The sequence below is a fragment of the Priestia sp. JV24 genome, from assembly GCF_025910025.1.
Classification (GTDB): Bacteria; Bacillota; Bacilli; order Bacillales; family Bacillaceae_H; genus Priestia; species Priestia megaterium.
Window position 1 is genome coordinate 413,523 of the sequence record NZ_JAPCIN010000010.1, and the last position, 17,171, is coordinate 430,693.

Genomic DNA, 17,171 nt, shown 5'->3' on the forward strand with positions numbered 1-17,171 from the left:
TCATGTTCGGATCAGATTTATATATCGCCCTTGTGTTAGGGGTTACACTAAGCTTAATTTTTACAGAAAAAACGGGCGTATTGCCAGCCGGTCTTATCGTACCGGGGTATTTAGCTCTTGTATTTGATCAGCCAATTACCATTTTAATGATTTTCTTAATTAGTATTTTAACGTATGTTATCGTCGTATACGGAATCTCAAAAGTAGTTATTTTATATGGACGTCGCAAATTTACAGCGATGTTAATTACGGGTATTGTGATTAAAGTTGCATTTGATTATTTCTTCCCGATCTTGCCGTTTGAAGTGTTTGAATTACGCGGAATTGGTATCATTGTACCGGGCTTAATTGCAAATACAATGCAAAAGCAAGGTCTTCCTTTAACAGTTGGAACAACGGTTTTATTAAGTGGTGTAACATTTGGAATTATGCAAGTTTATTATTTATTTTAATACACAAACAAACCGCAGCTGGTAAAGGAAGGTGAAAGCGTTGAAAGAGAAAAAATTAAACTTTCAAGAAAAAGTATTGATGTTTATAAAGAAAACAAAGCCTACAACGGGCAAGCAAGCTCTTATCTTAACGCCAATTTTAATCGTAATTTTAGCTCTTTCAGGATGGATGGAGCGTTCGGATGCTCTTGAAAACCCTGAGACGGCTAATCCAGAGGCCAATAATGATTTAACGATGACTATGGTCGGAGACATTATGATGGGTCGCCATGTAAGAGAAGTAACTGAACGCTACGGAGAAGATTTTGTATTCCGCAACGTGGAGCCGTTCTTTAAAAATTCGGATTACGTAAGCGGAAACTACGAAACACCGATTTTAACAAATGACGTAGATTCATATAAAGCAATGGAAAAAGGTATTCATTTATATAGTAAGCCTGCTGATCTAGCGACTGTTAAAAATGCAGGTTTCGACGTATTAAACTTAGCGAACAACCATTCAATGGATTACAGTGCAAAAGGGTTAGAAGATACGATCTCTACTTTTGAAGCAAACAAATTAGATTTTGTTGGTGCTGGCCGTAACTCTGAAGAAGCAAAGCATATTTCGTATAAAGATGCTGACGGTATTCGCATTGCAACCGTAGGTTTTACGGATGTACATTCAGACGGAATGTCGGCTGGAAAAAACAACCCGGGTATTTTAAAAGCAGATCCGGATCTTATTTTCAGCACGATTCAGCAAGCGAAAGCAAATGCTGATTTAGTTGTAGTAAATGCCCACTGGGGTGAAGAATATGATGCACAGCCAAGTCCTCGTCAAGAAGGACTAGCAAAAGCGATGGTAGACGCTGGTGCGGACATTATCATTGGTCACCACCCGCACGTTCTACAGTCATATGACGTATATAAAGGTTCGGTTATTTTCTATAGCTTAGGAAACTTTATTTTTGACCAAGGGTGGTCAAGTACAAAAAATACAGCGATGGTTCAGTATCATTTAAACAAGCAGGGCCAAGCTAAAATTGATGTTATTCCAATGGTTATTAAAGCAGGTACACCAACTCCAACAGATAACCCTTGGCGCATGAAGCGTATTTATAACGATTTAAACAAGTTTTCTTCAAACCCTGAACTGTTAGAAAAAGAACGAAACAAGTTTGAATTAAACTTAGATCATTCTCGCATTATAAAACATGCAGAGGAGCGCAAAAAGAACGAAGCGCAAGCTAACTAATAGCCCGTCATACACAGAGGAGGTAAAAGATGATAAATAAACGTAATACGATTATTGTTTCCATTGTCATCTTTTCACTCATAGTAGGTGTATGTGTTTATCAATTTATGTTTCCAAAACAAGAATATGCAGTAAGTACTTCAGATCCTCGCGCCACAAAAGTAGGTATGGAAATTCTTAAACAAGGCGGTACAGCAGTTGACGCAGCTATTGCCATTTCCTACACGCTTGGTGTTGTGGAACCGTACGGATCAGGACTTGGGGGAGGCGGCGGAATGCTGATTGATCCAGCAGATGCCTCTCCAACATTTATTGACTACCGAGAAATTGCACCTAAGAATGATAAAGAAGATGAGATTGGCGTACCAGGGTTCGTTGCTGGTATGGATTATATTCAGCACCACTACGGATCTATGTCGATGAGCAAACTAATCGACCCGGCCATTAACTATGCTGAGAATGGGTATAAAGTGGACAAAGATTTGCACGATAGGCTGGTTTCATACAAAGGTAATGTGAATGAAGATGAAATTCCTAGCTTTTATCCAGATAAGGACGCTATCAACACAGGTGAAATTGTGAAACAGCATGAATTAGCGAACACGCTGCAAAAGATTAAGGAAGAAGGGCCAAATGCTTTTTATAGAGGAAAAATTGCAGACGATATTACAGAAGAAACAAAAGTAAGTCACAAAGACTTGCGAAAGTATGCGCCTGTTGAACGGAAACCTCTATCGACGAATTATAAAGGTCATCAAATTATTTCAGCACCTCCTCCTTTTGCTGGTGCTACGCTTATTCAAATGTTAAAAATGACGGATCAAGAAGATATTTGGAAGCTGAAGGAATCGCATCCTAGTCTTTATTATCATTTTCTTGGTCAAATTTCAAAAGTAGCTTATCAAGACCGCTTGAAAAAAATTGCTGATCCCGCTTTTATAAAAGAAACGCCAAATGATTGGATCGACGACCATTACGTGCATTTACTTCGTAATAAATTAAATAATACTGAAACAGATCATACCAAAGTAAGCGACGTCGAAGAACATGAAAGTACCACTCATTTTGTTGTCATGGACGGTGAAGGAACTGTTGTATCAACAACGAATACGCTGAGTAATTTCTTCGGCAGCGGTGAATATGTAGATGGGTTCTTTTTAAATAATACGCTCAATACGTTTGGGGAAGGAATTAATAAGCGTCAACCTGGCAAGCGTCCAAGAACATTTACAGCCCCTACCATTATTCGTGAAGGTGATGAATGGGTAATGTCCATTGGCACACCGGGAGGAAATCGCATTCCTCAAGTGTTAACGCAAGTAATTGGGGATTATTTTGAAGACAAAGATTCCATTAAAAATGCAGTAGAAAACAAGCGTGTCATTTTTGATTCTCATAAGTTTTATTCAGAAGCCAAGCTTAAACAGTCAACGAAGGATGGTTTAAAAACGTACGGCTATGACTTAAAAAACAATGATAACGCGATGTTTTACGGAGGCGTTCAAGCTCTTGTGAAAGACTTAAAGAAAAATAAGATTCAAGGTGACGCTGATCCGCGCCGCCACGGTTTATGGGAAAAAAGTACAGACTAACTTAATTGGAGGAATAGAAAATGATCGCAAAACGTATCGTAGGGATTGTAGGACCAATTGCTATTGTAGCAGGAGTAGTAGCAGGACTTGGAGCTTTGAAACATCCGGCTACTCTTTCAACAGATGAACAGCAAAAAATTGAAAATAACGTAAAAATGATTGAACAAACAAAATCAGCTGCTGCAGATGCAGTAAATGATGCTGCGGCAGCAGCTGGAAAATAAATAACAAAAAGGCATCGTCCTAGACGATGTCTTTTTTGTGTTCAATGTAATGTATGGATAAAAATGAAAGCGCTTCACAAAATATACAGATGAGTAAAAATGGAGGGTAATATGTGAATAAAAAATTACTGTTGTTTAATATTATTGCTTTTTTATTATTAATTTGCGTTATAGCCGCTTTTTTTATGACTCAATCGAGTACAGATCTTAGTCCTGAAAAGCTGCTTAAAAAAAATAATGATCATTCTTATGGTGTGAGCTCTTCTAATTCTCTGGCAGCAAATGTAGGGATGGACGTATTAAAAGAAGGCGGGAATGCAGTAGATGCGGCCATTGCTATTTCGTATGCCCTTAACGTAGTCGAACCTTTTGGATCTGGAATTGGCGGAGGTGGAGGTATGCTGATTGCCAAAAAAGATCAGCCTGCTACTTTTATCGATTACCGGGAAACCGCTCCAACTTCTATGAGTGGTAAAAACGGGGTGCCGGGATTTGTCGCTGGTATGGAATATATTCAGCAGAAGTATGGTACAAAATCAATGAGTGATTTGATTCAGCCGGCTGTTGAATACGCTGAAAAAGGGTTTGAAGTAGACTCTCTTTTATCGTCTCGATTGTATTACTCTAGAGGAAGGATGGATGTAGACGATCTATCTGCTTTTTATCCAAAGGGAGAAGCAATCGAAGAAGGAGAAACTCTGTCGCAGCCCGTGTTAGCTAAAACACTAATCAAGATTCAGCGAGAAGGCGCGTCTGCATTTTATAAAGGAGATGTGGCACAAGATCTTGCTGATGCAACGCCTATTTCTAAAAAAGACTTATCTTCCTATCAAGTGACAGAAACCAAGCCTGTCGTTTCAACTTACAATGGAACGGAAGTGATTTCAGCGCCTCCGCCTTTTTCCGGAATTACACTGATTCAAATGTTAAAAATGACAGAGAAAGAAAATCTTGAAACAATGCCTGACAAAGAATATTACGAAACGATGAACAGAATTAAAAAGGCAGCTTACTCCGACCGGTTAAAACAAATCGGAGATCCAGACTTTCATCATCAAAACTCAAGTGAATTAGTCAGTGATGATTATATAACAAACTTGGTCAATCACCCGACACGTTCTTCAGGTGAAGGCGATGAAGAACACGAAAGTACAACACATTTTGTGGTTATTGATTCAGAAGGAACCGTCGTATCTACAACTAATACGTTGAGTAACTTCTTTGGTACAGGCGAACAAGTTGACGGCTTTTTTCTTAATAACAATGCTGATACGTTTGGAAGCAAAGAACCGAATAATCGCGAGCCGGGAAAAAGAGCAAGAACTTTTACGGCTCCAACTATTATAAGAGAAAAAAGCGAGTGGGCGATGGGAATAGGTTCTCCGGGCGGAACGCGGATTCCTCAAATTTTAACTCAGGTACTTTCTAAAAACTTTGAAGGAAATGAATCGCTTCAAAAAGCTGTAAACGAACCGCGCTTTATTTTTGACGATTCGACTATTTATGTAGAGCCCGATTTAAATACCAAAAATATTCCTTCTGCGTTTCGAATAGAAACAAAGGAAAGCGACGTCTTTTATGGAGGTATTCAAGCGTTAACCATTAATTTTCAAGATAAACAAATGGAAGGAGCCGGAGACCCTAGAAGAAATGGAGTTTGGAAAACAGGAGATTAACGAAGTAAAGATCCCTTCTCATATGCTTAGGCATAGTGAGAAGGCGTTTGAAAATATCGAATGGAATGAAAATCTTTGTCGCTGGAATGAAAATGTACGTAAATGGGGGAACGATCTAAAGCAGGGTGAGCGTTGAAAAACGTGGCATCACCGTAGCGCAATGCTTTTAGCAAGTAAGGCATTTCCTGTTTGAAAATAGCGTGCCGTATGGCTTGAACGGACTTTTCCGTTTGTTCATTGCCAATAAATACGTATACATACAGCGTATCAACACCGTCTTTGTGGAGCCATTCGGCAAAAAGCTCATTTCGCTGTTCATTTAATTGATCAACAGCAAACTTTTCGTCGATCCAAAGAAATAAATCGTCTGTTTGTTCAGAATGTGTGAGCGTATAGCGTCGCCCAATAAAAGGAAAGGTGGGCGTGCTTCCTTGCCGGTATGTGACGCTAAATTGCTGAGGATTAAAAGCAGACAAACGGCATCTTCCTTTCACGCTTTTAAGTAGTTTATGCATAAAAAAGAGAAATTTCACACATTCGTCAAGAATTTTAAGCTGTTTTTCTTACATGCATACTTATGAAAAAGTTGTTACACTGAAGAAAAGAAATAGTGGGTGATAAAAGATGGAGCCGCTGTATATTGTCTTATCAATTTTTTTAGCAGCGATGCTATCGTATGATATTGCTAAATTTGTTCGAGGGGACCGGCCAGATTGGAAAGAGGGTCTCGTGACGGGCCTTGTGTTCGTGGGCTTTTTAGCAGCCATGCAAATGGCTTTTCACATTGTATAGCGACGAAAGAAGCTGGGACAAACGTATTTTAGTTGAAGGAAGATCCGAACGATGAATCGTTCGGATCTTTTTTGGTTAGGATGAACGGAGATTTCATCTATGTAGTGGCTTTTAGCTGTTGATTGGAGGGCAAGGCGAAGACTCCTGCGGGAAAAGCGGAATAGGTGAGACCTCGCAGGAGCGTCAGCGGCGAGGAGGCTCACCGGCCGTCCGCGGAAAGCGAAGTCTTGTACGGAAATCAACAGCGTTGTAACAAGCGATCTACACTCGATCATTTATCCTATTTATTTGTTTTTCGATTGAATTAATGTAGATATGTCTCAATCCCTTTTTTAAAGATATGCCGGATAAGTTTAGTCCGGCAATACTAAAAAGCTTGGATATCGAATAAGCTGTTGTATACTGCATTTTTGATAAAGGGGCTTTTTACTTGTATCGAAAAAAAACACTGCTTTTGAAGCGAAGTTTAGGAGTAGCTGTGTTTCTTTCTGTTATTGCGCTGGGAGTTTGGATGTTTCAATTTACATTCTTTTCTCCAAGTCATCAAGCCAAATCTGCCGTAAAAGAATTTTATACGCTAGAACAGGAAGGAAACTTTTCGGAATCATGGGACCTTTTTCATTCATCCATGAAAAAGAAATGGACAAAAGGTGCATACATACAAGATCGAGCACACGTATTTCTCAATCATTTCGGGGTAGACACCTTTACGTATTCCATTGAAGATGTTGAAAAAAGAAAGAGCTGGAAGATGGAAAATGATCGTAAAGCGTTTCCTGTTGTTTACGAAATGACCGTTATCCAAACGTATAAAGGGAAATATGGAAACTTTGATTTGGTGCAGAAAGTGTATGCTGTTCGTGAAAAAGGAGAATGGAAAGTCGTGTGGGATTATAAACAGTAGGAGAGCCTGCTGTTTTTTTATTTTCATAAGAAATGAGCATACCTCAGCTGTTAATAGGCCTCTTTTTTAACAGAAAAAACGTTATGTTTTTTTGCGAGTGGGTAAAATGAAAGAAGGAGGCGAACACAGATGAAATTTAAAACGATTTTATTTGATGCATATGGAACGCTGTTTGATGTACATACCGTTATTGAAACGTGTGATAAGCTGTATCCGGAGCGGGGAGAAAGTATTAGCCATTTATGGCGTTTGAAGCAAATTGAATATGCAATGCAATATCAGCTGATGGGACGATACGTTGACTTTTATACATTAACAAATCAATCCCTAAAATATGCAGCAGAAGCAAATGATATTGATTTAACGGAACATGAAGAAAAAATGCTGATGAGTGCTTACATGAAGCTGAATGTCTACGATGAGGTCAAAGAGGTGCTCGCCTATTTAAAAGAAAAAGGATATCGTCTGGCTATTTTTACGAATGGTCCTAAGCACATGATTGATCCGCTTGTTTCTTATCACAACATGAATCATTTATTTGAAGACGTTATTTCCGTAGACGAAATCAAACAGTACAAGCCTACGATGGCAAGCTATCACTATGCAAAAAATAAAATGAACGCAAAAAGAGAAGAAGTATTATTTTTGTCATCGAATACATGGGATATTGCCGGTGCTAAAAACTACGGGTTCGCAACGGCTTGGGTCAACCGAAAAGGAAATGTAGCTGAACATAAAGAATTGCAGCCAAACGTAATCATTAAAAGCTTAAATCAGCTTATTAAATAAAAAAAGAACGAGCATTAAGCTCGTTCTTTTTTATTTATTGCTAAATGTATCTTTTGTTTCGCCTACTGCTTTTTGAGCATTTCCTTTTGTTTTCTCAGCTTTTCCTTCACGCTGAAGGTCGCGGTTATTCGTTGCATTTCCGACTTGATCTTTTACTTCACCTTTAGCTTTTGATACATTTCCTTTAACTTTATCTCCTAAACCTTTACTCATTTTAATCTTCCTTTCTATTAGTGATTAAGTAGTGTTACTTGTCTGTTCCACCGTTAGAAAGAAATTAAACATATTTTCTGATTTTGACCTAAACAGAAGCTAAGCCTGCGATATTAAAAAGTAATGTGTAGGCACTATCATCATTATCGTTCGGAGGTTTTAAGTTCCCATTCATCATAAATCTGAGATTCATAAGGCCATGACAATAAGCTTAAAGATTCCACTGCTTTTAGAACAAGAGGAGAAGCATTATCGATGTTAAGATCCTGCGGTGCGATCCACAATGCTTCCAAAGAATCTTGTCCTTCAAACTGGACCGGGTTGGAAAGAAGCTCACCGCTGGCAATGTCTACGTGATAAAAAACGGCAATGTGATGTACGTGGGTAAATTCTTTCCACTTACAGGGATACTGAAAATCCGTTGTACCCGCTTGAGAAATAATAGTAATTTCAAAGCCCGTTTCTTCACTAAATTCTCTTTTCATCGCATCTGTTAATGTTTCACCGTGTTCTAGCTGTCCGCCTGGCAAATCAAAGCGATGAATATACGGCCCTCTATTTTTTCTTATAACAAGCAGCTTGTCATCTCGCATACAAATTCCATATACGCCAAAGGCGCGATCATAGTTTGGTTCCATCTTTTTTTCACTACTTTCTATAACAGAATGGCTTGATAAAGCATCATTTGATTTCTTTATCCTACCATACATTTTGCTATAGAACCTTTTTTAATGAGATGCTTTTACAGTAAGCGTGCGGGAAACAGCACTTTCGTTATGCAAACGGTCAACAGAGGTTACAACATATGTGTACGTTTGATTTTTGAGTGCGCTTTGATCTACAAACAATTGTGTTTCTCCTGTTTTCCGAACGGTTGTCAGCAAGTTTTCTGCGTTATTAATGTCGCCTCGTATATTGCCTTGGAAGCGATAAATGGCATAATATGCGGAATCATTCTGCTGATGATCTCGAATTTCAAACGCTGCTTCTTTTGTATGAGGGCCCGCGCTTTTTAATTTTGGTGCTTTTGGGGCCGTATCATCAAGCCAAGGCATTGACGGAATAAGAGCAGGATGTTTATAAATATCGTTTTGCAGCTTGTCTTTTATTCCTAGTGGGTTTCGGTTCAAATCTTTCAGGCTAAAATGCATGCTCCCGTGTACTTCTGGAAATTGGTGATTCAGAGCAATTTGTCTTGAATACTCATCGGGATCAGACCATGCTTCCACCGCGTTGTTATTAATTTTGTAAGCAGCTTGTCCAATATAAAGGTGAACTGGCTTTCCACGAACTTCATCTCTCCACCAGTTGAGCAGCGTATCGTAAGCAGCGGGTTCAAATCCGATATTCCAATAAATTTGCGGAGTGATGTAATCAACGTATCCATTTTGAATCCACGTACGCGTATCGGCATACAAATCATCGTAGTTTGTTTGTCCAGCAGTAGTCTCAGAGCCAGTTGGATCATTAGCGATGTTTCTCCACACGCCGAACGGACTGATACCAAACTTCACGTATGATTTTGTTTTTTTAATAGACGTATTTAAATCTCGAACAAGCTGATTAACATTGTCTCGTCGCCAGTCTTCAATGTTGGAAAACGTTTGAGCACCGTAGGTTTCATATGTTTTTTGATCTGGGAACGTTTGCCCTGCAATTTTGTAAGGGTAAAAGTAGTCGTCCATATGAACAGCATCAATATCATAGTTTCTTACGACTTCGAGCACTTCTTCAATAATAAAGTTTTTTACTTCTGGAATACCTGGGTTATAGTAGAGTTGTTTTCCGTAGGAGACGACCCAATCAGGATGTTGTTTGGCAGGATGATTATCGGCAAGTTTGTTTAAATCAGTATGATTCATGGTAATGCGATAAGGGTTAAACCATGCGTGGAATTCTAAGTTGCGCTTGTGTGCTTCCTCCACCATAAAAGCTAGAGGATCGTAGCCGGGATCTTTTCCTTGTGTACCCGTTAAATATTCTGACCACGGGCCATATTTCGACGGATAAAAGGAATCAGCGGTAGGTTTAATTTGAACCACCACAGCATTCATCCCCATCTTTTTTACTTCATCTAGCAAATAAGTAAACTCTTTTTTCTGCTGCTCAACCGGAAGACCAGGCTGAGAAGGCCAGTCAATATTGTATACGCTTGCAATCCAAGCGGCTCGAAGCTCCCGTTTTTGATACGTGGTAGGTACATCTGCTTTAGCAGGTAACGCGCTCGAACAAAACAACAGTAAAAACAAGATGCTTCCTATACATTTTTTAATATCCATGTTCGTTCCTCCTTCTTTTTTGGTTGAGATAAAATTTCTTTCATAATATAGCATGTGGTCGTTATATTCACAATAGATTTTAATAAAATATTCTGAAAAATAAAATAAAGTTTTAAAAATATCAGAAAAATATTGAAATTAAACTTCATAAAAAATATAATAATGGTAATTTAAAGAATATTTTAGAAATACGTTACTTAACGATGGAGGAATTCATGCGCCAATTTTCCGTACTTACTTTAATCGATGCACAAATGAATCATTACAGTCCTGCTGAGGGAAGAGTAGCTGATTACGTGTTAGAAAATCCTACGACCACGTTGAACTTAACGACCAAACAGCTAGCTAAGCAGTGTCAGTGCAGCGAAGCTACGATTATTCGTTTTTGTCAGCGTGTAGGAATCAATAGTTTTAAAGAATTAAAGATTGAATTAGCAAAAGATGCCCATAAGGTGAATAACGAGCAACTGCCGAATCTTCCGGTTAATTTTGAAGACGAGACCGAAGCCGTGCTTGAAAAAGTCATGAGTAAAAGTATGAGCGCACTTATGAACACAAGTCGTTTAGTGAGCTCTTCTGCAATTGATGCAGCCGCGGAAGCTATTCATGGAGCGAAGCGAGTGTTTTTATACGGAGCAGGGGGATCATCTGTAGTTGCGCTAGATGCTCAGTATAAACTGCTTCGAATTGATATTTCAGCGCTGTTTTCATTAGACAGTCATGTTCAAATGGTGATGGCTACGAACATGACAAAAGATGATGTGCTGTTTGTAGTATCGACTTCTGGTCAAACAAAAGAAGTGGTGGAACTGATGCAAATAGCCAAAGATAAAGGAGCAGCGGTTATTTTGCTAACGCAGCACGGCTCATCGCCAGCTTCTAGATTAGCTGATATTCTGCTGACTATTTCAGTAGAAGAACAGCATATTCGAATTGGAACGATGAGCGCTCGTATTGCTCAGTTAGCCGTTGTAGATGCGATGTTTATACGGTTATGTATTCAAAAAGGCAATCAAGTGTTTGAACGCATAATCGATACACATAATGTAATTCAAAAAATAAAGAGGTAGGGGGAAACGAGAAAATGAAGGTATTGTTTGTATGTTCTGGAGGAATGTCAAGTTCGATTGTGGTAAAAGCATTAAAAACGGAAGCACAAAAGCACGGAACGGATATGGAAGTGCTGGCAATTGGGACAAATGAAGTGGCAGAGGAAATTCAAAAAGGCTGGGATGTTGTAATGGTTGCACCGCAGATTCGCCACCGGTTTAACGCTGTGAAAGCGGAAGCGGATAAAGCTTCTGTTCCGTGCGGGCCGATTCCGCCGCAGGCTTATACGCCGCTTGGAGGTCCGACGCTTTATAAAACGGTTCAACAGCTCGTTAGCTGAGGAAAGCAGGTGTATTCCTGCTTTTTAAATAAATAAGGGGTTTATTACACAAGGGGAGAATATAGAGGGGGAAAGGGTATATGAGCAAATTTGTGTCGTTTTTAGAGAACAATTTATCAGGACCTATGGCCAGGTTATCGGAACAGCGGCATCTTCAAGCCATTCGCGATGGTGTTATTTCCGCTTTGCCGTTCATTATCATCGGAAGTTTTTTCTTAATTTTAGCATTTCCGCCTGTGCCGCAAGATAGCACAATTGCAAAATGGGCAGCTGATAACAGCGCCAATATTTTAATACCGTATCGCGTAACGATGTTTATTATGTCTTTATATATAGCCTTTGGGATAGGGTATAACTTGTCCAAAAGCTATAATCTCGATCCGCTGTCAGGAGCGCAAATTGCAGTAGCTGCACTACTTCTTACGGTGACTCCAAAGCTGATTGAAGAAGAAGGATTTATGCTTCCAATGACAAACCTTGGAGGTCACGGTTTGTTTGTAACGATGATTGTATCGATTTTATCGGTCGAAATTCTCAGGTTTTGTAAAGCAAAAAATGTCACCATAAAAATGCCGGAACAAGTGCCGCCTTCGGTATCGAGGTCTTTTGAAGCACTAATTCCGGTTGCGATTGTTGTTGTACTTATGACGATTATTACCATTGTTTTAGGTATCGATCTTCACCATTTAGTTGATAAACTAGTTGCTCCGCTTGTGGAAGCTGGAGATAGTTTAGCAGGAGTATTAATACCGGTTTTCTTAATTACGTTTTTCTGGTCATTTGGTATTCACGGCGTCTCTGTTGTTGGGACAGTGGCACGGCCTGTATGGGAAGTGTATTTAGCCAAAAATGCTGAAGCGGTAGCAGACGGAGCTTCCACACTTCCGTATATTGCACCTGAAACGTTCTTTCAGTGGTTTGTTTGGATCGGAGGATCTGGAGCGACGCTGGGCCTTGCTTTAGCAATGCTGTTTTTCTCAAAATCCAAATATTCGAAAGCGCTTTCTAGGACATCTTTTATTCCGGCGGTTTTTAATATTAACGAACCAATTATTTTCGGTTTGCCAATTGTCTTAAATCCTATTTTAATTATCCCATTTATCATTATCCCGATTATTACAACGATCATTTCATACGCAGCAACGGCGACAGGTCTTATTACGCCAACCTACGTAATGGTTCCTTGGACGCTCCCGGCGCCGATCGGAGCTTATCTATCGACCGGAGGAGACTGGCGGGCGGTTGTGCTAGTCGTTATCAATATTGCTATTTCTGTTGTCATTTATCTTCCGTTCTTTAAAATGTACGACCGAAAGATGGTCGAAATGGAAAAAAGCGATGAAGCAACGGTTGCACCATCTGATAGTTCAGTTCAAATGTAAAGAAAGAGAAGCCAACTTGTTTGGCTTCTATCTCTTTAGTAGGAGTTGAGGGTCAATGTTTGTGCGGTTTCGATATAAAACTGTGTTTTTATTTCTGCTAACCATGGTTCTTTGCAACGTTATTTTTACACCTCTGCTGCAGTATGCTGGTTTACCAGCGCAGCATAGTTTATTTGCCATTACAAGCCTATCAGCAGCACTGCTTACAACATTTATTTCCATTCGGCTTTCAAACGCAGCTTTATCTAAAACCGCCGTTTGTATACGCTTTGTTTTGCTTGGAATAGGGTGCACAGCCGTTACATATTTAGCCGTTTTTTAACAAGGAGGGGCAAAAAATGAAAGTAGTGACAATTGGGGGAGGATCAAGCTACACACCGGAATTGGTCGAAGGGTTTATTAAACGATATGATGAGCTTCCAATTCGAGAGCTATGGCTTGTAGATGTTGAAGAAGGAAAAGAGAAACTTGAAATTGTAGGAGCACTTGCGAAAAGAATGGTCAAAAAAGCAGGTGTTGATATGAAAATTCATTTAACGCTTGATCGACAAAAGGCGTTGATAAATGCTGATTTTGTAACGACACAGCTTAGAGTAGGTCAGCTTGATGCGCGTATTCAAGATGAACGCATCCCTCTTAAGTACGGAATGATTGGTCAAGAGACAAACGGGGCGGGAGGATTATTTAAGGGCTTACGAACGATACCGGTTTTGTTGAAAATTGCCGAGGAAATACACGAAGTTTGTCCAAACGCCTGGCTTATTAATTTTACAAATCCTGCAGGTATGGTAACGGAGGCGCTGCTTCGCTACGGAGAGCATTCTAAAATAGTAGGAGTTTGTAACCTGCCTGTACATATGACAACCTCCATCGCGGGCTTGCTTCAAGTAGAAAAAGAAGATGTTCACATTGAATTTGCAGGGTTAAACCACTTGGTATATGGACTGCATGTGTATGCAAAAGGAAAGGAAGTAACGCAAGAAGTCATTCGGCGATTAAGTGATCCAAACTCTCAAGTAACAATGAGAAACATAGCTCCTATTCCATGGCAACCGGACTTTTTGGAAGCTCTTGGCGTGATTTTATGTCCGTATCACCGCTACTACTACAAAACAAAAGAAATATTAGCAGAAGAGCTTCTGGCTTTTCAGTCAGGTACAACACGCGCTGAAGTGGTAAAAGCATTAGAAGCCGAGCTTTTTGAACTCTATAAAAATCCAAATCTAGAAATGAAGCCTCCGCAGCTGGAAAAACGAGGGGGCGCTTATTACAGCGATGCCGCATGTAATTTAATTTCATCCATTTATAACGATAAAGGCGATATTCAAACATTAAATGTAAAAAACAATGGAGCTATTTCCTCGCTCCCAAACGAATCTGCGGTTGAAGTAAACTGTGTAGTAACAAAGCAAGGGCCAGTACCGCTCGCTTTCGGTGAACTTCCGGTAGAAGTTAATGGACTTGTGCAGCAAATTAAATCGTTTGAACGAATAGGAGCAGAAGCTGCGGTTACAGGATCTTATGAAAAAGCACTGGTTGCGCTCAGCATTAATCCGCTTGTTCCAAGTGACGAGCTGGCTAAGTCGGTCTTAGATGAACTGCTTCAAGCTCATCGCAAGTATTTACCTGCTTTTTTTAAGGAAGTGAACGCGTAGTATGTATGCTGTTGGACTTATGTCAGGAACGTCACTCGACGGAATTGATGCAGCTCTTGTTCAAATTGAAGGAAGCGGCTATGAAAGTAAAGTTAAGCTTCTTCATTTTATTACCGTGCCGTTTTCACCTCAGTTAAAAAAGGAAATTGAGCAGGCGCTTTCTTTTGAACATTCAAATGTACAGCTGATCTGCAGCTTAAATTTTAAACTTGGCTATGCATTTGCGGATGCAGTGAAAAAAGTGTGCCAAGAAGCCCGCTTTTCTCTTGAACAAATAGATGTTATTGGATCGCATGGTCAAACCATTTACCATCAGCCATATGCTTCGGGAAGTACAGTGATGTCTACACTCCAAATTGGAGAGCCGGCTGTTATTGCCTATGAAACCAAAACGAAGGTAGTAGCAAACTTCAGGGTGATGGACATGGCAGCAGGGGGGCAAGGTGCTCCGTTAGTTCCTCACACGGAACGGATTTTGTACAGCCACGATGAGCGTACAAGGCTGCTTCAAAACGTTGGAGGTATTGGAAATGTAACGTTGATTCCGCCAAAAAAATCTCCTATACCCGTAGTAGCTTTTGATACAGGGCCGGGAAATATGATGATAGACGAAGCGTGTCAGCAGCTTTTTAATGTTTCATTTGATGAAAATGGGCGTTTAGCAGCTGAAGGAAAGATTATTTCAGAGCTTTTAGGAGACTGTATGAATCATGATTACATGAAGCTTTCTCCTCCCAAATCGACGGGAAGAGAACTGTTCGGTACACAGTACACAAAGAGACTGCTAGAGAATTATAGTAAACATAAAAAGGAAGATCTGCTAGCTACGATTACTATGTTCACGGCATCATCCATTGTACATCACTATGAAACATTTATTTTTCCTGCCTATTCTATTGACGAAGTGATTATTGGAGGAGGCGGAAGTTATAATAATACGCTGATGAATATGATTAAAGCGCAGATCGGGAAACGCTGCAGCGTGTATACACAAGAAGAAATAGGAATGTCTTCAGAAGCAAAAGAAGCCGTAGCTTTTGCGGTGCTCGCAAATGAAACACTTTCAGGTTATCCAAGCAATGTACCAAGCGCAACCGGCGCCTTGTCTCCTGTAATATTAGGAAACATTACGCCTGTACCACTATAAAAAAGGGGATGGAAGAAATGACAGAAGCAGCAAATATAGAAAATGAAATTTTTGAACTTATTGCATACGGAGGAAATGCCAGGTCACTTGCATATGAAGCGTTAGAAGCAGCTGAAGATTATGACTTTAATAGAGCTGACGAACTTTTAAAGCAGTCTCAAGAAGAGCTCAGTCATGCTCATAAAACGCAAACTGCGCTTATTCAACGTGAATTGAACGGAAAAACAATTGAAAAGTCGCTGCTTTTAATTCACGCACAAGATCATTTAATGACGGCTATTTCAGAGCAAAAATTAATTGAACATATGATTAAGCTTATTAAAAAATTTAAAAAAGAAGGCGAAAATCAATGAAAAAGCTAGGTATTGCGATTTACCCGGAACATTCGACTGTCGAAAAAGATAAAGCGTATATAGCACTTGCGCATCAATACGGATTTACCCGCATTTTTACGTGCTTGCTTTCTGTTGAAGGCGATCAGAAAAAAGTAATGGCAAATTTTAAAGAAATCATTGAGTTTGCCAATGAGCTAGAGATGGAAGTAGTAGTGGACATCGCTCCTCGCGTATTTGGAGCGCTTGGCATTTCTTATGATGACTTATCTTTTTTTTACGAATTAGGGGCTTATGCTATTCGTCTTGATCTAGGGTATACGGGAAATGAAGAGTCCATTATGACCTTTAATCCATACGGCTTAAAAATTGAAATTAACATGAGTAATGCGACGAAGTATGTGGATAATATTTTAAGTTACAGACCGAATCGAAAGCAGCTGCTCGGGTCGCACAACTTCTATCCTCATCGATATGCGGGATTGTCGTATGATCACTTTTTGAAGTGTTCAGCATTGTTTAAAGAACATAACCTTGAAACAGCAGCCTTCATTAATTCACCAAGCGCTACTTTTGGACCGTGGCCTGTTACTGAAGGGCTTTGTACGCTTGAAATGCATCGCACGCTTCCGATCGACGTGCAGGCTAAGCATCTTTTTAAAACGGGATTAATTGATTGTGCAATCATTGCGAATGCGTATGCATCAGAAGAAGAGATGAAGGCGCTGCGTGATGTTGTTCAGCAAGAGCGCTTTACTTTTAACGTGACCCTGTATGATACGATTACCGAGCTTGAGAAAAAAATTGTGCTGGAAGAGTTTCATTTTTACCGCGGAGACGTATCTGATTATTTAATTCGCTCTACGCAAAGCCGAGTAAAATATAAAAAAGAAGAATTCAAGCCTACGCATACTCCTTCCATTCGAAGAGGCGATATTTTAATAGAAAATGAACTCTATGGACAATACAAAGGAGAGCTGCAAATTGCGCTGTTAGACATGGAGAACTCAGGTAAAACAAACGTAGTAGGACGCATTGCAGAAGAGGAAATTTTTTTACTAAATGAACTGCAGCCATGGGACAAATTTGCTTTTTGTGAGCGGTGAT

The 17,171-nt window shown here is 39.7% G+C and carries 21 protein-coding genes; 17 read left to right on the forward strand and 4 right to left on the reverse strand.

Features of this window, described 5'->3' with window-relative positions:
- Nucleotides 1-2 precede the first annotated feature (2 nt).
- From pgsC to OK414_RS04935, 5 genes are all read left to right on the forward strand, one after another.
- Entirely contained in the window at nucleotides 3-452 is a 450-nt protein-coding gene (gene pgsC / locus OK414_RS04915; RefSeq protein WP_013055707.1) for a poly-gamma-glutamate biosynthesis protein PgsC, read from the forward strand.
- A 40-nt stretch (nucleotides 453-492) separates the two neighbouring features.
- Nucleotides 493-1,689 (forward strand): CapA family protein, encoded by a 1,197-nt coding sequence (locus OK414_RS04920; protein ID WP_013082012.1) that lies wholly within the window; start codon nucleotides 493-495, stop codon nucleotides 1,687-1,689.
- A gap of 29 nt (nucleotides 1,690-1,718) precedes the next feature.
- Nucleotides 1,719-3,281: a gamma-glutamyltransferase family protein gene (locus OK414_RS04925; RefSeq protein WP_034653979.1), complete on the forward strand. Its 1,563-nt coding sequence runs from the start codon at nucleotides 1,719-1,721 to the stop codon at nucleotides 3,279-3,281.
- Between the two features lie 20 nt (nucleotides 3,282-3,301).
- On the forward strand, nucleotides 3,302-3,505 hold the full coding sequence (locus OK414_RS04930) for a CapE family protein (RefSeq protein WP_016763265.1): 204 nt from the start codon (nucleotides 3,302-3,304) through the stop codon (nucleotides 3,503-3,505).
- 113 nt (nucleotides 3,506-3,618) lie between these two features.
- Nucleotides 3,619-5,181 carry a gamma-glutamyltransferase family protein gene (locus OK414_RS04935; protein WP_263045666.1) on the forward strand — a complete coding sequence of 521 codons (1,563 nt, stop codon included), beginning with the start codon at nucleotides 3,619-3,621 and terminating at the stop codon, nucleotides 5,179-5,181.
- 26 nt (nucleotides 5,182-5,207) lie between these two features.
- Here OK414_RS04935 and OK414_RS04940 read toward each other — a convergent pair whose 3' ends face one another.
- Nucleotides 5,208-5,657 carry a staygreen family protein gene (locus tag OK414_RS04940; protein ID WP_013082016.1) on the reverse strand — a complete coding sequence of 150 codons (450 nt, stop codon included), beginning with the start codon at nucleotides 5,655-5,657 and terminating at the stop codon, nucleotides 5,208-5,210.
- A gap of 148 nt (nucleotides 5,658-5,805) precedes the next feature.
- Here OK414_RS04940 and OK414_RS04945 point away from each other — a divergent pair, with 148 nt between their 5' ends.
- The 4 genes from OK414_RS04945 to OK414_RS04960 all read left to right on the forward strand — a co-directional run bounded on the left by OK414_RS04945 (nucleotide 5,806) and on the right by OK414_RS04960 (nucleotide 7,666).
- A complete protein-coding gene (locus OK414_RS04945) occupies nucleotides 5,806-5,973 on the forward strand; it encodes a hypothetical protein (RefSeq protein ID WP_013055713.1) in 168 nt (55 codons plus the stop codon).
- Between the two features lie 118 nt (nucleotides 5,974-6,091).
- Entirely contained in the window at nucleotides 6,092-6,226 is a 135-nt protein-coding gene (locus OK414_RS04950) for a hypothetical protein (protein ID WP_256656503.1), read from the forward strand.
- Between the two features lie 177 nt (nucleotides 6,227-6,403).
- Nucleotides 6,404-6,877 carry a hypothetical protein gene (locus OK414_RS04955; RefSeq protein ID WP_013082017.1) on the forward strand — a complete coding sequence of 158 codons (474 nt, stop codon included), beginning with the start codon at nucleotides 6,404-6,406 and terminating at the stop codon, nucleotides 6,875-6,877.
- 129 nt (nucleotides 6,878-7,006) lie between these two features.
- Nucleotides 7,007-7,666, forward strand: a complete 660-nt coding sequence (locus tag OK414_RS04960) for a haloacid dehalogenase type II (protein ID WP_013082018.1) — start codon at nucleotides 7,007-7,009, stop codon at nucleotides 7,664-7,666.
- Nucleotides 7,667-7,696: 30 nt separating this feature from the next.
- Here OK414_RS04960 and OK414_RS04965 read toward each other — a convergent pair whose 3' ends face one another.
- From OK414_RS04965 to OK414_RS04975, 3 genes are all read right to left on the reverse strand, one after another.
- Nucleotides 7,697-7,879 carry a CsbD family protein gene (locus OK414_RS04965; protein ID WP_013082019.1) on the reverse strand — a complete coding sequence of 61 codons (183 nt, stop codon included), beginning with the start codon at nucleotides 7,877-7,879 and terminating at the stop codon, nucleotides 7,697-7,699.
- A gap of 143 nt (nucleotides 7,880-8,022) precedes the next feature.
- Nucleotides 8,023-8,517 carry an NUDIX hydrolase gene (locus OK414_RS04970; RefSeq protein WP_034655291.1) on the reverse strand — a complete coding sequence of 165 codons (495 nt, stop codon included), beginning with the start codon at nucleotides 8,515-8,517 and terminating at the stop codon, nucleotides 8,023-8,025.
- Between the two features lie 90 nt (nucleotides 8,518-8,607).
- Nucleotides 8,608-10,158, reverse strand: coding sequence for a glycoside hydrolase family 10 protein (locus OK414_RS04975; protein WP_095380044.1), 1,551 nt, complete (start codon nucleotides 10,156-10,158; stop codon nucleotides 8,608-8,610).
- Nucleotides 10,159-10,373: 215 nt separating this feature from the next.
- Between OK414_RS04975 and OK414_RS04980 the strand changes: the two genes are divergently transcribed.
- The 8 genes from OK414_RS04980 to OK414_RS05015 all read left to right on the forward strand — a co-directional run bounded on the left by OK414_RS04980 (nucleotide 10,374) and on the right by OK414_RS05015 (nucleotide 17,170).
- Nucleotides 10,374-11,228, forward strand: coding sequence for a MurR/RpiR family transcriptional regulator (locus OK414_RS04980; RefSeq protein ID WP_016763271.1), 855 nt, complete (start codon nucleotides 10,374-10,376; stop codon nucleotides 11,226-11,228).
- Nucleotides 11,229-11,242: 14 nt separating this feature from the next.
- Nucleotides 11,243-11,548 carry a PTS sugar transporter subunit IIB gene (locus OK414_RS04985; protein WP_013082023.1) on the forward strand — a complete coding sequence of 102 codons (306 nt, stop codon included), beginning with the start codon at nucleotides 11,243-11,245 and terminating at the stop codon, nucleotides 11,546-11,548.
- Between the two features lie 80 nt (nucleotides 11,549-11,628).
- On the forward strand, nucleotides 11,629-12,930 hold the full coding sequence (locus OK414_RS04990) for a PTS sugar transporter subunit IIC (protein ID WP_013082024.1): 1,302 nt from the start codon (nucleotides 11,629-11,631) through the stop codon (nucleotides 12,928-12,930).
- Between the two features lie 55 nt (nucleotides 12,931-12,985).
- Nucleotides 12,986-13,252 (forward strand): hypothetical protein, encoded by a 267-nt coding sequence (locus OK414_RS04995; protein WP_263045665.1) that lies wholly within the window; start codon nucleotides 12,986-12,988, stop codon nucleotides 13,250-13,252.
- A gap of 16 nt (nucleotides 13,253-13,268) precedes the next feature.
- Nucleotides 13,269-14,585 carry a 6-phospho-beta-glucosidase gene (locus tag OK414_RS05000; protein WP_263045664.1) on the forward strand — a complete coding sequence of 439 codons (1,317 nt, stop codon included), beginning with the start codon at nucleotides 13,269-13,271 and terminating at the stop codon, nucleotides 14,583-14,585.
- A gap of 1 nt (nucleotide 14,586) precedes the next feature.
- Nucleotides 14,587-15,732 (forward strand): anhydro-N-acetylmuramic acid kinase AnmK, encoded by a 1,146-nt coding sequence (anmK, locus tag OK414_RS05005; protein WP_016763276.1) that lies wholly within the window; start codon nucleotides 14,587-14,589, stop codon nucleotides 15,730-15,732.
- 17 nt (nucleotides 15,733-15,749) lie between these two features.
- Nucleotides 15,750-16,085 carry a PTS lactose/cellobiose transporter subunit IIA gene (locus OK414_RS05010; RefSeq protein WP_034653967.1) on the forward strand — a complete coding sequence of 112 codons (336 nt, stop codon included), beginning with the start codon at nucleotides 15,750-15,752 and terminating at the stop codon, nucleotides 16,083-16,085.
- Nucleotides 16,082-17,170, forward strand: coding sequence for a DUF871 domain-containing protein (locus OK414_RS05015; protein ID WP_034653965.1), 1,089 nt, complete (start codon nucleotides 16,082-16,084; stop codon nucleotides 17,168-17,170). The genes OK414_RS05010 and OK414_RS05015 overlap by 4 nt, the downstream gene beginning before the upstream one ends.
- The last annotated feature ends 1 nt before the right edge of the window (nucleotide 17,171 follow it).